This window comes from Brevibacillus sp. FW306-2-1A-C05A (assembly GCF_058781555.1).
In genome coordinates, this window is record NZ_JBYSWV010000009.1 from 98,455 (window position 1) to 111,163 (window position 12,709).

Genomic DNA, 12,709 nt, shown 5'->3' on the forward strand with positions numbered 1-12,709 from the left:
AACGGATGCCCAAACAAACTCCTCATTGACATGGTAACGGTATGGAACCGGCAAGCCGTTAGTAAAAGCGTACGCTTCGTTCCCGGCTGCTACTCGAAGGGGGTAGATCCATATCGTCTCGCAGCAAGCTTCCAGCCAAGGCCCGCCTCTCTAGAGCGATCTCGATATCGTCCATGTCCTTCTCATCGTATTTGTAAGCGATATTCACTCTTGTTGCTGCTAATTATAGTTTAGTCGGATTGTTCCCGTCAAGTACACGTCTTTGCCCAAGGCATAACGAACAGGAATGGCAGGTGATGAGCCTGCTGTCAAAAATGCTGCGGATCGTTTGCACAAGCCCCGGCTTCTCCCCGGCCATGTGCAGAACGATGCTCTCCGGTGCCAGTGTAACCAGCGCGCTGACCAAGTAATCTTCATCGCGGCATTTTTGTTCGTCCATGCTCAGCACGGAATCGAGCTGTTCCAGCCAAAGGCGGTCTCCCTTTTTGTCATAAAGATGGAAAGGTTTGTCCACACTAGGAACAACATGGACCACTTCCTGTTTCACTTCCTGTACGGCGATAAAATAGCGCAGAAGCTCGACAAATTCCTGGTATTGCTTGTCTTCCAAATATTCGTCGATTCCCGATTCGACCAGCTCGAACAGTTCATTCCAATGCTCCTGCAGCCGGAACCTGACGAACCCCAATACGTTGATAGTTCGCTCCTGCTCCAAGTATAAAAAGGCTTTGCGGTAGACGTTTGCCTTTCGAGTCGTGGCGGCCAGCAGTTCGCGTCCGTCCAGCTCGATCTCTCGGCACATGCGCTCAATGTAGGGAAAAATTTCCGGCCATTCTTCTTCCATCTGCTCCGCCGCCAACAGATCGGCAGCCATTTCCTGCATGATCGCCGGCTCTTTGACCTGCGTCACCCACTCCGCCAATGTCAATGCCACAAAAGCTCTCGCCCACTCTATCGTCTGCGCATCGTATTCCTCTTCGCACCAGCTTTGAAAAAGGAACGTGCAGTAGTCGTCCTGTTCCTGCTCCTTGTATGTAATGCGCACCGGGGCAGTATTGACCCGCTCCATCATCTCATTTACGATAACGCGATACGTGCCACTATGCTCAGGGACATTCTCCAGCAAGACGCGAAACGTTTGCATTTTCATCCCCCCAACCGCAATTGTAGTTACAGTATATGTCCCTTTATGGGCGATATACTTTTAAACGATTGGAAACCGGGGATTGGAAGTTGTCCGTGGGGATAGAAAAACACGCTGCCAGATCGTCTGTTCCGCTCTTGCGAAAAGACGATCTGGCAGCGTGTTGCTGAACGTTTTTTCATTTAGTTTTGCATCACAAAATCTCTTTCCGCCATCTCGCCGTCCTTGAACACGCGCAAGATGTCGTACTGGGTGTTGCGCTGCGCCGGGATTTTGCCTGCGCCGCGGATCAGTTCGAGAATCTGGTTGGTGTTCACCTTGTAGGTACATGCGGCTGCCGAGACGACGTTTTCTTCCATCATCGTCTGACCGAAATCGTTTGCCCCGTAGGAAAGGGAAAGCTGGCCGTACTCTGGACCCATCGTCACCCAGGAAGCCTGGAGATTTTCGAAGTTGTCCAGCATCAGTCGGCTGATCGCCAGCGTCTTGAGGTATTCCTCCGGCGTGTTGTTCACGGCTTTCATGTTCGTGTTGTCCGGCTGGAACGTCCAGACGATAAACGCCTTGAAGCCTTGCGTCTCGTCCTGTGCTTCGCGAATGCGCATCAGGGATAGCACGCGCTCCTCCATTTCCTCGCCGAAGCCGATGACCATCGTCGCCGTACCTGGCAAACCGATGCGGTGAGCAGCTTTTTGCGTGTCGATCCACTCTTTCCACGAGCCTTTCAGGCGGGAAATTTTGCGGCGGGTACGGTCGTCGAGAATTTCTCCGCCCGCTCCCGGCAACGAATCCAGCCCTGCGGCCTTCAGTTCCTTGAGCACGTCTTCGACCGTCATGTTGGAAACTTCCGCGATTTTAATCACTTCCGCTACCGACAAGGAGTGCATCGTAATTTGCGGGAAGCGCTGCTTGATCGCGCGCAGCAGGTCGGTGAAATAGTCGATCTTCAGATCCGGGTTGGTCCCGCCCTGCATCAAGATTTCCGTGCCGCCGACGTCAATTGTCTCCTGAATCTTTTGGAAAATAGTCTCTCTGGGCAATACATAGCCTTCGCTTGAACCGGGACGACGGTAAAAAGCGCAAAAGCGGCAATACGTATCGCAAATGTTCGTGTAGTTCACATTTCGGCTGATGACAAACGTGGCAATGGGCTCTGGGTGGTGCTTTTGCATCACCAGATTGGCGTAGTGTCCGATCTTCTCAATTTCATTGCTGGCAAACAGAGCGAGGCCGTCTTCCAGGCCCAGTCGTTCTCCGGCAAGGGCACGTTCCAATATAGCATCGATCATAAGGATCACTCCTCGTACCTTACGTAAATTCCATTCCACATGATATCACAATCGGGACATAACGGCTATAGTTCGGGGTGCTGGCACAAACAGGGCGCGACGATGGTACGACGAAAAACAGCCCCGCCAAAAGCAGGGCTGTCCGTTTCTGTTGCTATAGGTATCATTCATATCCGATCTGCTCATACACTTCCGGTTCCCAATAAATGACGGTTTGCGAAAGTGGCAGATTGGTTTCGCGCGCGCCATTCGGCTGGCCGTTAAAGTAAATGATTTCCGTCACGGCTACCCGATCTCCGCGCACGTCAATTTCTCCCGTCAACTGCAAGCTGGTTCCATCCGGCGCATAAAAAACGACTTTCCCCGATCCCAATGTCTTCATGGGTTCCTCCAATACTGTATGTCCTTCTTTTCTATACTAATGGATATTCTTTCCTATCGTCAATGAAAAAGCGAGGGACTTCTTTACCACCCGCCTCCTCTTCTTCCGGGCCGAATCGCGCAGGACGAATCTCCCCAAAGCGAGAAGACGCCAGGAAAACGTAACCCCCCGGCGTAGAAAAACGTATTCCCTACTGTTGGATCAGCCAATTGGCGGTCTGTGTTTGGACAAAGCGGCATATCCTAACTACTGAAATGCGATTTTTTCCTGTATAATGGAAACCCGAGAGGAAACGTCCTAAGGAGATGCTCATGCTCGATCAAATCACACAACTGTTCATGCAATATGGAATATGGGGACTCTTTGGCATGGCATTTTTGGATTCGTTCATCAGTCCGATTCCTCCCTTTTTTATGCAAATTGCGATGAGTCTGCTCGACCCCGGTTCAGCGCTCCGCTTTGCGACCGTGGCCTTTACCGCCTCGATTCTCGGCGCGCCGATCGGCTTTTTGCTCGGCAAATGGCTCGGCAAACCGATTTTGCAAAAGCTGCTTCCGGAAAAATGGGTCGTGGTCGCCACCGAGAAATTCGCCAAAAACGGGGACGCTGCCGTGCTGATCGGCGCTTTTACTCCGATTCCGTTCAAGGTGTTTACCGTGCTGAGCGGCGTGTTCAACTACTCGCTGACAAAACTCATGCTCTTTGCCATCGTCGGCCGGGGCTTGAAATTTTTTCTGATCGGAACCTTGTTTCACCTGTACGGCAAGCATGCCAAAGTGCTGCTGGATGAATACTTGGAGGTCACTCTGCTGGGCGCCGCCGCGCTTGTGGCGATCGGCTGGTTCATCTGGAACAAGCGCCGAAAACGCTATGCCTGAAAAGCTGTCGTGACAACCAAAAACGCCCGGGCGTGCCATGTGCAACTGCCCGGGCGTTTTTTCGCTTGTTTTTTCAGGTAGCGGAAGCAAAGGCCGTCTGCTGCTGGAGCGCTTCCACCGGGATCGGCTCGCAGTCCAGCAGCTCGCGGAAAAACTGGACGTCCAGCAGTTCGTCGCCTTGAATGCCGCGCTTTGCTTTTGGCGTCAAATGCTTTTGCGCATACAGCTTTGCCAGCACGTATTTGCGCGCGTTGTTGTCTTTGGCCACCTGGTCCTCCGCCTCGCTGACGATGCAGGAGAGCGCGTACAGGTCGATCATGTGGTCGGCGAGCGCCTTCAATTTATATGTCACATAATCAGGCGACTGCCGGAAAAGATAGGCGATATTTTCCTCCAAAACCGCAAGCTCTGCTTGCAATAGCTCGGCAAACGGCTGTGAAAAGGCGTGACGCCAGCCTTCGCTACGGGAGCGCAGCAGCCGGGCGAACACGACATGGCTGTTTTCTTTTTGCATGACGCGCAAAATGTCCAGGGCGAGGATGTTGGACGTGCCCTCCCAGACCGTCAAAACCTGGGCGTCACGCAGCAGGCGCGGCGTAACGTACTCTTCGATAAAACCGTTGCCGCCGTGAATCTCGATCGCCGCATGGGCGGCCTCGACAGCTTCCTCTCCGGTCCGGTATTTCAGCAAAGGAATCAGCAGCCGGGCGAGCGCCATGTCTTCGCGGCTTCCCGAGCCATCCTGCAGGCGGTCGTACACGGCAATCATGTCAAACACCGCGCCAGTGCTCACTTCCGTATCGAGCAGCAGGCTGACCAGCATCTCTCTGACCATCGGATATTGGTCGATCGGGTTTTGGAATGCCCGGCGCTGGCTCGCGTAATATTTCGCTTCGTACAGCGCCCGACGCATAATGCCGATGGATGCCACCGCGTTGCAAATGCGCGACAGGTTAAGCGCCTCCGCCATGTATTTGAAGCCGTTTTCCGGCTGGCCGATCAAGTAGCCTTCCGCTCCATGGAGCAGGATCTCGGCAGACGGCACCGCGTTCACGCCGAGCTTATCCTTCAGGCGCCGCACCTCGATCTGATTGCGCGTCCCATCCGGCTTGAGCCACGGGACGAGAAACAGTCCCAGCCCTTTTGTGCCCGGCTTGCTCTCGTCGATTCGCGCCAGCACGGTGGCGACCATCGCCCCTGCATTGCTCGCGAAAAACTTTTCGCCTGTCAGCCGATAGACGCCAGACTGCCCCTCCACGGGCTTCGCCACCGTGAGATTCGCTCCCACATCCGAGCCGCCCTGGCGCTCCGTCAGCCAGGTCGCGCCCTCGTACAACCGGGTGCGATCCCGCGAGGTCAGTCCGCTGAGATACTGCTTTTTCTGCGCGTCGCTTCCGTAGCGGTCGATCAAGTACGCCGCCGACATCGTGAGCGTGACAGGGCAATAAAAGCCCGGCTCGGTCTGGCTGACGAGATAGCCCATCAAGAACGAATAGCTGTAGGGCGCCTTGCGTCCAAGCTCCGGAATGTCGTGGTACAAATAGCTGACAATCCCCGCTCCGTACACGTCCGCCACCGTTTCCTTGTAGCCTTCGTTCGTGATGATCTCCGAGACGTCCTCGCCCAGCCGGTTGTATTTGCGCAGGCGCGGCTTGCCTTCCCGATCCGTATAGGCGGCCCGCTCCTCCAATGGCCCCGCCGCTTGTGCTCCCAGCCAATGCAGTTGCTGTGTCGCCCACTCGTGCATGGCGGCAGGCAAATAGCGTTGGAGCAAATAATGAAGATTTGGATCGGCGGCGAAAAAGTTTTGCTCGCTGCCCGGGCGCGGATGAGGGATGTTGTCACTGTACCGGCGCTGGTCGATTTTCGCTTGCAGCTCGCTCATGTCAGCTCCACTTCCTTTTCCGAGGTCGAATCGCGCAAGACGTGCTTGAGCACTTTTCCGCTCGTATTTCTCGGCAACTGAGGAATGACTGCCACCTGCCGCGGCAGCTTGTAATCGGCGAGATGGCCGCTCAAAAAGCCGCGCACCTCCGCCAGCCAATCGCGGTTCGCGTCCACGTCCGGGCGCAGCACCAGATAGGCGGTCACCGTCTCGCCCCACTCCGGATGCGGCAAGCCTACGACGGCCACTTCGGCAATCGCCGGATGGCGCTCCAGCAGTTGTTCAATTTCCTTCGGGTAAACATTGATCCCGCCCGTAATCATGACGTCTTTTTTCCGGTCGATGATCCACAGGAAGCCGTCCTCGTCGAAGCGCCCGATGTCCCCCGTGTAAATCCAGCCGTCGCGCAGCGTCTCTATGGTCGCTTCGGGGGTGTTGTAGTAGCCCTTCATCGAGCCTTCGCCGCGCACGCGCACTTCGCCGGGGGTACCCGCCGGGACGGGAAGGCCGTTTTCATCCACGACTTCCACTTCGGCAAACAAAACGCCGCGGTTCCCGACACTGCCCACCTTGTCCGGGTGCTCGCGATGCAGCAAGCGCGTGCCAGTAGGCCCGGCTTCGGTCAGGCCGTAGACGCACGCCAGTTTGTCCCGCCCGTATGCCTGCTCCATCTGCGTAGCCATTTCCTTGGACAAAGGAGCGCCGCCGTACATCCAATATTCGATCGACGACAAATCGTACTTGGCAAACTCGGGATGCTTCATCGTCAGCAAGTACGCAACTGGCGCCCCGAAGAAATGCGTAATCCGGTGTTTTTGCACGAGCGACAAAAGCAGCTCCGGAGAAAAGGTGAGCGCCATCACCTGCGTCGCTCCCACCATCAGCCCCGAGATGAAGAACAGATGCAGCGGTGCGGAATGGCTGAGCGGCATGAGCTGGAGAATCCGCGAACGATGCTGGATCGACAGCTCGATCGCCATCATCTTGGCGACGGTCAGCAAGCTTCTGTGCGTATAGAGCACACCTTTTGGCCGCCCGGTCGTGCCTGACGTGTACAAAATGCTGACTTCGCTGTCTTCCGTCAGGTCGGGAGCGTCCGGGTTGATCGCAAATTCATCCAGCCGCGTCAGGACGTCTTCTTCCGTCTCCCAGGCCGCGGTCCCTACCCACGCTCCCTGGCTGTTCCCCGTCTTGATCGCGATCAGCCCTGGCTCCTCTTCGATCCACTCATTGACGGCATGGACGAGAGCTTCGTGAACGATCAGCGCTTTTGCCTGTGCGTGCTCGCAAATATAGCGCACCTCTTCCTTCGTCGACCGCGCATTGATCGGCACGACAAGCGCGTGGCAGCGAATGACGGCTATGTAAAAGAAAGCAAACTCCGGGCAGTTCGGCAGCATCAGCACGACGCGATCGCCCGGCTCGACCCCTTGCTGTCTCAAGCGGTAAGCCCACCTGCTTGCGATCTCGTTCCACTCGGAAAAAGTAACTTCCACCTCTCCCGCAACAAGCGCAGGCTTGTCGGGATATTTGCGTCCGTTGGCAGCAAGCAAAGCTGATACGTTCATCGTTTTCCCTCCCCATGTTCTTCCAGCAGTTTTTGTTCGAATCCTCGCTTGTAGGCGAGAATGTCTTCCCTCAGTTGACCCAGCTCCCTGATTTTTTCATCAATCTCCGCGAGCTTCTGGTTGCCGTACTCAATCGCGCGCAAAAGCTGGGCGCGTCCGCTGCGGTCCTCGCCAAACAGCTCGATCATCTCGCGAATTTGCTCCAGGGAGAACCCGAAGCGCTTTCCCCGCAAAATCAAGCGCAGCCTGGCCCGGTCCTGGCGGCTGTAGTACCTGATTCCCCGCTCCGTTCGCGCCGGCAAAATCAAGCCGACTTCCTCGTAGTAGCGGATCGTTCTCGTGCTGACATCCAATTCTTGGGCAAGATCAGAGATCGACCATGATGTTCGCTTTTCGTCGGCTTCTCTGTTCATGTACGCCTGCTCCTTCACGACACTTTTTAAATATTCAGAAATAATTGACTAACCATATTTTACCTCCCGTTTACGTTAACGTCAACGGAAGCTTCCTTGCTGCGAAAAAATTCGTAGGAACATTCACCGATCTGTTATACGCCCATATATTGTCATTGTGAGTTTTAGGAGGAGGTGAAGCAATGGCCGTCATCAAAGCGAACAGTAATGACGTCGATATGCTTGCCCGATTGATCCGCGCTGAAGCCGAAGGAGAAGGCGAGCTGGGCATGCTCATGGTCGGCAACGTCGGCGTGAACCGCATTCTCGCCAACTGCCTCGATTTTAAAAACATTCGGACGATGCGCGATATGGTGTACCAATCTCCCGGCGGGTATGAAGCCGTCCAAAAACCGTACTTTTACCAGCGCGCCCGCGATCGGGAAAGACGTTTGGCCCAGCGCACAATTAACGGGGAGTGAACCCGTCCCGCCACCAATGCGCTTTGGTTTTACCGCCCGACCGGAAACTGCCCCCCTACCTGGTGGAATCAGGCGAATTCCGGGCGTTACAAGGCGCACTGCTTCTACGTTCCCTCACGAGAGGATTGTCCGCGCGTTTACTAGCAGATAGATAAAGGAGCGAGTTCATCATGAGTCAGCAAATCCCCTACCAACCTTATCCATACGGGTATGACATGTATCCTTCCACCCAGTTTCCCTACGGGATGCAGCAACAGCAGCCGCAATTGGTTCCTATGCAGCCAAGCGGCGCGCTGATCCCCGGCACGCCTTACACGCCTGGGCAAGTCATGGAAGAATCGTACATCGAAAACATTTTGCGCATGAATCGCGGCAAAGTGATTACGGTTTACCAAACGTTTGAAAACAACAGCCAATGGAACGCCAAAATTTTCCGCGGCGTGCTGGAGACAGCCGGGCGCGACCACATCATCCTCAGCGACCCGCAAACAGGCAAGCGCTACTTGCTGCTCATGGTCAATACTGACTACATCACGGCAGATGAAGAACTGAACTACATTCCTCCTTCCCTCCCGCCAGGAGTGCGCTAAGCTTTGGTTGCAAACCCAAAAAGACAGCTTCCGTCTCGCGCCGGACAGAAGCTGTCTTTTTGTTATAATAGGGGGAACGACCAGTTGGCGAGCCGGCTGGAAAAGAAGAGGAGGAGCCTTCGTGGCATTTGGCATTTCACGCGCCGAGTTGCACCAATGGAAACAGGCCGTACTGCGCGGGGAAATCGCTTTTTTGACTCATTACTGGCTGGACCCGCGCTTTCCCGGGATCAAGACGGTGACAAAGGTAGGCTGCGCCGACACGCAAAAGCTGGCGGACTGGTGCACCGCCAACGGACTGAATCCCGCCTATATCCACCAACGCCAGCCGTTTCCCCACTTTGACCTGATCGGGCCCAGACAAAAAGAGATTTTGCAGCGGACAGGGCTTTGCGACCATCTGGAGCGCTTTCGCCTGCTGGACGACTAAACGGCAAACAGGCCGCCCGCAAAAAGGCAGCCTGCTGCTGATCGGCCCCACTACATCCGCTTTTCCTGATGGTAGCCGCGCTCGTTGTACGGAGCGAGCTTCTCCACCCATTTTTCTTCCAGTTTTTCCAAAGCATCCTTGACATCTACATTCGGGTCGTCCTGGTGCTTCAGCACTTCCAGCACCTCGAACTCGAACGCGTCCGCCCCCAGCTCGTTCCATTCCTTTTGCAGTTCGCGGTTCGGATGCGAGCCGTGCTGCAGCATGAATTTTTTCCCGTTGATCGTTTTTAAGTTCGCGCTGCTCGCCACCAAAATTTTGCCGTTCACCTTGTTGCGAATCTGGTAGACTCCCGCTTCGCTTTTGACTTCTTTGTACATCTGCTTGAGCGCTTGCTTGCGATTCGCAGACTTCTCCTCCTGCGCCTCTTCGCCGCTGTCCTGATCCGTGCGCCAGTAGGCACTGCCATCTGCCTCTCTGGTCAAAAAGCCGTAATCGATCAAATACCGCCGCAGCGTGACGTAATCGGCGCAGACAGCTTGCAAAATGTCATTGACTTCCTGCTCGCTGTAAATTTTGTCCGGCGCAAAGTGCTTGGCGACTTCGCGGCAAACGACGAGCCTGTGCTTGTGCTTGCGCGGAATCCGGTCCAGAGCATGGCTTCGCCCTTGCGGAAAATATTTTTGCAAAATCGCTTCATACTCGGCAGAGCCGGACTCCACCTGGACTTCCTCCTGCTTTTGCGGCTTCCCCTTTTTCGCGGCAGCAGGCGGGCCGTCCTGATCCGCTTCGCGCAGCAGCTCCATCAGCGTCAAAAACACTTTTGCCTGCCGCTCCTTTTCCTTTAGCGCAAAGCGATGGTTGCGGATCGTAGAAGCGCTGCCAATGCCCAGCTCCGCCTGCACCTCGGCGTCTGACTTGCCGGCAAAAAACAGACGCAGCAGGCTTGCCTGATGGTCGGAAAGCCCGCTCAGCCGTTTGTCCAGCCCGCTCAGATGGGCAAACACCGATTCATGCTCTTGCTCGATATGGTGGCGCATATAGCGAGACGCTTCGAACAGGGCGCCGTCGACCGGGTAAATGATGCCTTTTTCCACTTGCTCCCCACACAGCAGGCACAAGTAATCGTGCGTCCGCTCCACAAACCCTTGCTTGGCTTCCTGCAAAGATGCGTTCCAAAACTGTTCCATCACGTTCAAATCAAACACATCCTCAATTCGTTTGTTTTATTATAGGCAATTTAACACTATGTTTGTTTTATGTCAAAAGAAAAAAGCTCCATGCCGCGCAACTGCGCAAACAAGGGAGCTTTTTGTCTATCGCCTCCGCTATGCTTTTATCGTCTCCAAAGTCTGGCTGACGAGGGCAAGCTCTCGCAGGAAGGCTTGCCGATCACCCTTCCAATAGTTTCCCTCTGTTATTCCCCGATTTTGCCGATAGCGAATCGCCAGCCGGTTCACCAATCGACTGACCTCCAGATGCCGGATTTCGTCCATCGTGAAAAAAACCCCATATTCATAAAACGCCTGCTCCCACAAGCGGGAGCGCACCACATGTCCGTATATTTTCAGCGGGACTGCGCACAGCTTCATCTCAAACTGCAGGACGAGCTGATCGCTGGCAGGCATTTTGAGGTGAGACAAAAAACACAATCCTCTTGCCCCGATATCCTGAACCAATACCTTCGAACTACCAATTTCCATGGTTCTTCCTTTTACCAGGACAATAGTCATGTCCGCACAGAGGGGATACTCCAGCTTCAGTCTGAAATGTTCGCGTCGATTGCCCTCTGGTCTACCTGCCATTGTCCCCATCTTCCTTTACATTGTACTTCGGCCAAACAGTCAAGTGAAGCGCTTTTACGCGTCCGGCACCAGCTTGCCTCTGCCGCTTATTCGCAAGCGTCGCCATCGACTGGAAGCGCTTATGCCGCAAAAGAAAAACAAGCGTCGTTATAGCTGACGCCTCGCTTATTTTTTCTGCTTCTTGTGCCGTATTTCCTGCAACTTTGTGCCAAATTGTTCCCACAGCTCTCTTTGGTCATACTCGATCGAGTCGCGCTTTTCCAATCGAAAGAGGAGCTTTATCACAAACCAGACAACCAGCAAAAAAGCAAAAAAGATGACCATGGTAAAATAAATCATAAGTTCCGCCCCCTCCCCATTTGTTACCAAGATATGGGGAGGAGCAAAATAAGATTACCATTCGTGGCAAAATAATGACAATTCCAAAATTAAAAAGCGGTCATACTCTGCGGCTTCTGCGCGGAGGAAAAGAGCCGATCCAACTGCGGCAAGAAAGCTGTATCGTCCAGCTCGACCATTCCGTACTCGTACAACTTGCTGAAACGGACAACCCCCATCACGAGCGAGGAGAAATCGGAAATGTCCAGTTCGACCGACACGTCGGCTTGTCCATCGCGGGCGACATGAGCCTGTCCGTGCTGGAACTGCACCAGCCACGTCCCTTCGTTTTCCGGCAGGAACGAATCGCGCACGGTCAGGCGCAAGCTTATTGTCTCTGCGCCAAAGCGATGCTCGGCGAGCTGGCGGAAAAAGCCCGGCACGTCAATCACCCGGTACATCAGCCCGACTCCCGAGACATGGCTCTCATGGTAGACGCCGGGCAAAAGCCTGTCGGTGCCATTTCCCGGGTCAGACAAGAGCAGGTGAAAATCTTCGTCAGGCGTCGTCAAGACGATCCGCTGGATTTGGTCTGCCTGACTGTGCAGGAACGAAAGGAGCTGGGCCAGCGATTCGCGCGACTCGTACAAAAGCTCCTTGACCACGAGGTTGTTGTAAATCTTGTTTTCCGCGTGAGCGCTTTCAAATTGGAAGGCGATATAGCCTGTCAGCTTGCCTTCTTTCTGGACGCCGACCACGACTTTTTCCGGCACGTTCAAGAGGCTGTCGATATCCCGCTCCGTCCGCCGGATCATCCCGTGCGTCTGCCGGGCAACGCGCTGGTAGCAGGCCAGCACCTGCTCCTTGTCTTCTTTTTTTAAGTACACGATCTGTTCCTTGCCTGTATAGGGCAGGCTCGCCGGCTTGAATTTGTATTGATAGATTTTGCTGCCTGCGCCAAAGCCCATCTGCTTGTAAAAATCGACACGAAACGGATAGAGCGAGACGAGCGGAATCCCCCGCTCCCGATAAGCCGAGAGGAATCCATGCAGCATCACTTTTGCGACCTTTTCCTTTTTGTGCAGCAGGTCCACGGCCACCGTACCGATTCCCCCCGTCAGCAGCGGGATGCCGTACACATACATGGAAAGGTCGTACCACTTCATGATCCCTACGAGCCGACCATCCCGATAGCACCCGTGATAGCTGACATTCGGGTCATTTTCCAGCGTGCTTTTGACGCGTTCTGCGAACTGCTGTCTGCTTTCCGTCCCCAGGAGGTTGCTTCCCGGATAGGCCATGGCGGCTATTCTGACTACCTCGTCAATATCGTTTCGAGAAACAGGGCGAATCTCGTCCATCGTCACACACTCCTGTCTGTACACGCTCGAATGAACTTCCGTCTAAAAAAATTTTATAGAATCATAGTGGGGCATGGCAACATATTTTTGGATATTTTGGAAAACTCCCTATTCAGCCACCTTTGTCTGTCTACCGCAAAAAGCGCCGACCGGGCGGCCGACGCCTAGATTATGCAGCTAAAGAG

12 protein-coding genes, 1 pseudogene and 1 other annotated feature (1 of these 14 cut by a window edge) are annotated in these 12,709 nt (G+C 54.6%); of the genes and pseudogenes, 4 read left to right on the forward strand and 9 right to left on the reverse strand.

Features of this window, described 5'->3' with window-relative positions; all coding sequences use genetic code 11:
* Nucleotides 1-195, reverse strand: a binding site (T-box leader); it reaches 69 nt to the left of the window's first position.
* 28 nt (nt 196-223) lie between these two features.
* From ytxC to AC3WJN_RS08905, 3 genes are all read right to left on the reverse strand, one after another.
* Nucleotides 224-1,144: a putative sporulation protein YtxC gene (gene ytxC, locus AC3WJN_RS08895; protein ID WP_007776531.1), complete on the reverse strand. Its 921-nt coding sequence runs from the start codon at nt 1,142-1,144 to the stop codon at nt 224-226.
* A gap of 182 nt (nt 1,145-1,326) precedes the next feature.
* A complete protein-coding gene (gene mqnC / locus AC3WJN_RS08900; protein WP_007776530.1) occupies nt 1,327-2,433 on the reverse strand; it encodes a cyclic dehypoxanthinyl futalosine synthase in 1,107 nt (368 codons plus the stop codon).
* 163 nt (nt 2,434-2,596) lie between these two features.
* A complete protein-coding gene (locus AC3WJN_RS08905) occupies nt 2,597-2,815 on the reverse strand; it encodes a hypothetical protein (RefSeq protein ID WP_005836136.1) in 219 nt (72 codons plus the stop codon).
* Between the two features lie 311 nt (nt 2,816-3,126).
* On the opposite strand from AC3WJN_RS08905, the gene AC3WJN_RS08910 reads away from it, so the two are divergent.
* Nucleotides 3,127-3,693 carry a YqaA family protein gene (locus AC3WJN_RS08910; protein WP_005836138.1) on the forward strand — a complete coding sequence of 189 codons (567 nt, stop codon included), beginning with the start codon at nt 3,127-3,129 and terminating at the stop codon, nt 3,691-3,693.
* Between the two features lie 73 nt (nt 3,694-3,766).
* Here the strand turns inward: AC3WJN_RS08910 and AC3WJN_RS08915 are convergent, their stop codons facing one another.
* From AC3WJN_RS08915 to AC3WJN_RS08925, 3 genes are read right to left on the reverse strand one after another with little or no spacing between them, the layout of a single operon-like run.
* Nucleotides 3,767-5,578 (reverse strand): acyl-CoA dehydrogenase family protein, encoded by a 1,812-nt coding sequence (locus AC3WJN_RS08915; RefSeq protein ID WP_005836140.1) that lies wholly within the window; start codon nt 5,576-5,578, stop codon nt 3,767-3,769.
* Entirely contained in the window at nt 5,575-7,146 is a 1,572-nt protein-coding gene (locus tag AC3WJN_RS08920) for a class I adenylate-forming enzyme family protein (protein WP_005836141.1), read from the reverse strand. The genes AC3WJN_RS08915 and AC3WJN_RS08920 overlap by 4 nt, the downstream gene beginning before the upstream one ends.
* Nucleotides 7,143-7,559 carry a MerR family transcriptional regulator gene (locus AC3WJN_RS08925; RefSeq protein WP_007776524.1) on the reverse strand — a complete coding sequence of 139 codons (417 nt, stop codon included), beginning with the start codon at nt 7,557-7,559 and terminating at the stop codon, nt 7,143-7,145. Before AC3WJN_RS08925 ends, AC3WJN_RS08920 begins: the two co-directional genes overlap by 4 nt.
* 182 nt (nt 7,560-7,741) lie before the next feature.
* Here AC3WJN_RS08925 and AC3WJN_RS08930 point away from each other — a divergent pair.
* The 3 genes and pseudogenes from AC3WJN_RS08930 to AC3WJN_RS08940 all read left to right on the forward strand — a co-directional run bounded on the left by AC3WJN_RS08930 (nt 7,742) and on the right by AC3WJN_RS08940 (nt 9,040).
* A pseudogene (locus tag AC3WJN_RS08930) lies at nt 7,742-8,164 on the forward strand (cell wall hydrolase).
* A 26-nt stretch (nt 8,165-8,190) separates the two neighbouring features.
* Nucleotides 8,191-8,610: a spore coat protein GerQ gene (gerQ, locus tag AC3WJN_RS08935; protein ID WP_007776523.1), complete on the forward strand. Its 420-nt coding sequence runs from the start codon at nt 8,191-8,193 to the stop codon at nt 8,608-8,610.
* Between the two features lie 121 nt (nt 8,611-8,731).
* On the forward strand, nt 8,732-9,040 hold the full coding sequence (locus tag AC3WJN_RS08940) for a hypothetical protein (RefSeq protein WP_005836148.1): 309 nt from the start codon (nt 8,732-8,734) through the stop codon (nt 9,038-9,040).
* Nucleotides 9,041-9,090: 50 nt separating this feature from the next.
* On the opposite strand, the gene AC3WJN_RS08945 is transcribed toward AC3WJN_RS08940, so the two are convergent.
* The 3 genes from AC3WJN_RS08945 to AC3WJN_RS08955 all read right to left on the reverse strand — a co-directional run bounded on the left by AC3WJN_RS08945 (nt 9,091) and on the right by AC3WJN_RS08955 (nt 12,524).
* Nucleotides 9,091-10,239 carry a DUF2087 domain-containing protein gene (locus AC3WJN_RS08945; protein WP_005836149.1) on the reverse strand — a complete coding sequence of 383 codons (1,149 nt, stop codon included), beginning with the start codon at nt 10,237-10,239 and terminating at the stop codon, nt 9,091-9,093.
* A gap of 129 nt (nt 10,240-10,368) precedes the next feature.
* Entirely contained in the window at nt 10,369-10,854 is a 486-nt protein-coding gene (locus tag AC3WJN_RS08950; RefSeq protein ID WP_307723507.1) for a PilZ domain-containing protein, read from the reverse strand.
* A gap of 419 nt (nt 10,855-11,273) precedes the next feature.
* Nucleotides 11,274-12,524, reverse strand: a complete 1,251-nt coding sequence (locus AC3WJN_RS08955; RefSeq protein ID WP_007776511.1) for a GNAT family N-acetyltransferase — start codon at nt 12,522-12,524, stop codon at nt 11,274-11,276.
* Nucleotides 12,525-12,709: the final 185 nt, after the last annotated feature.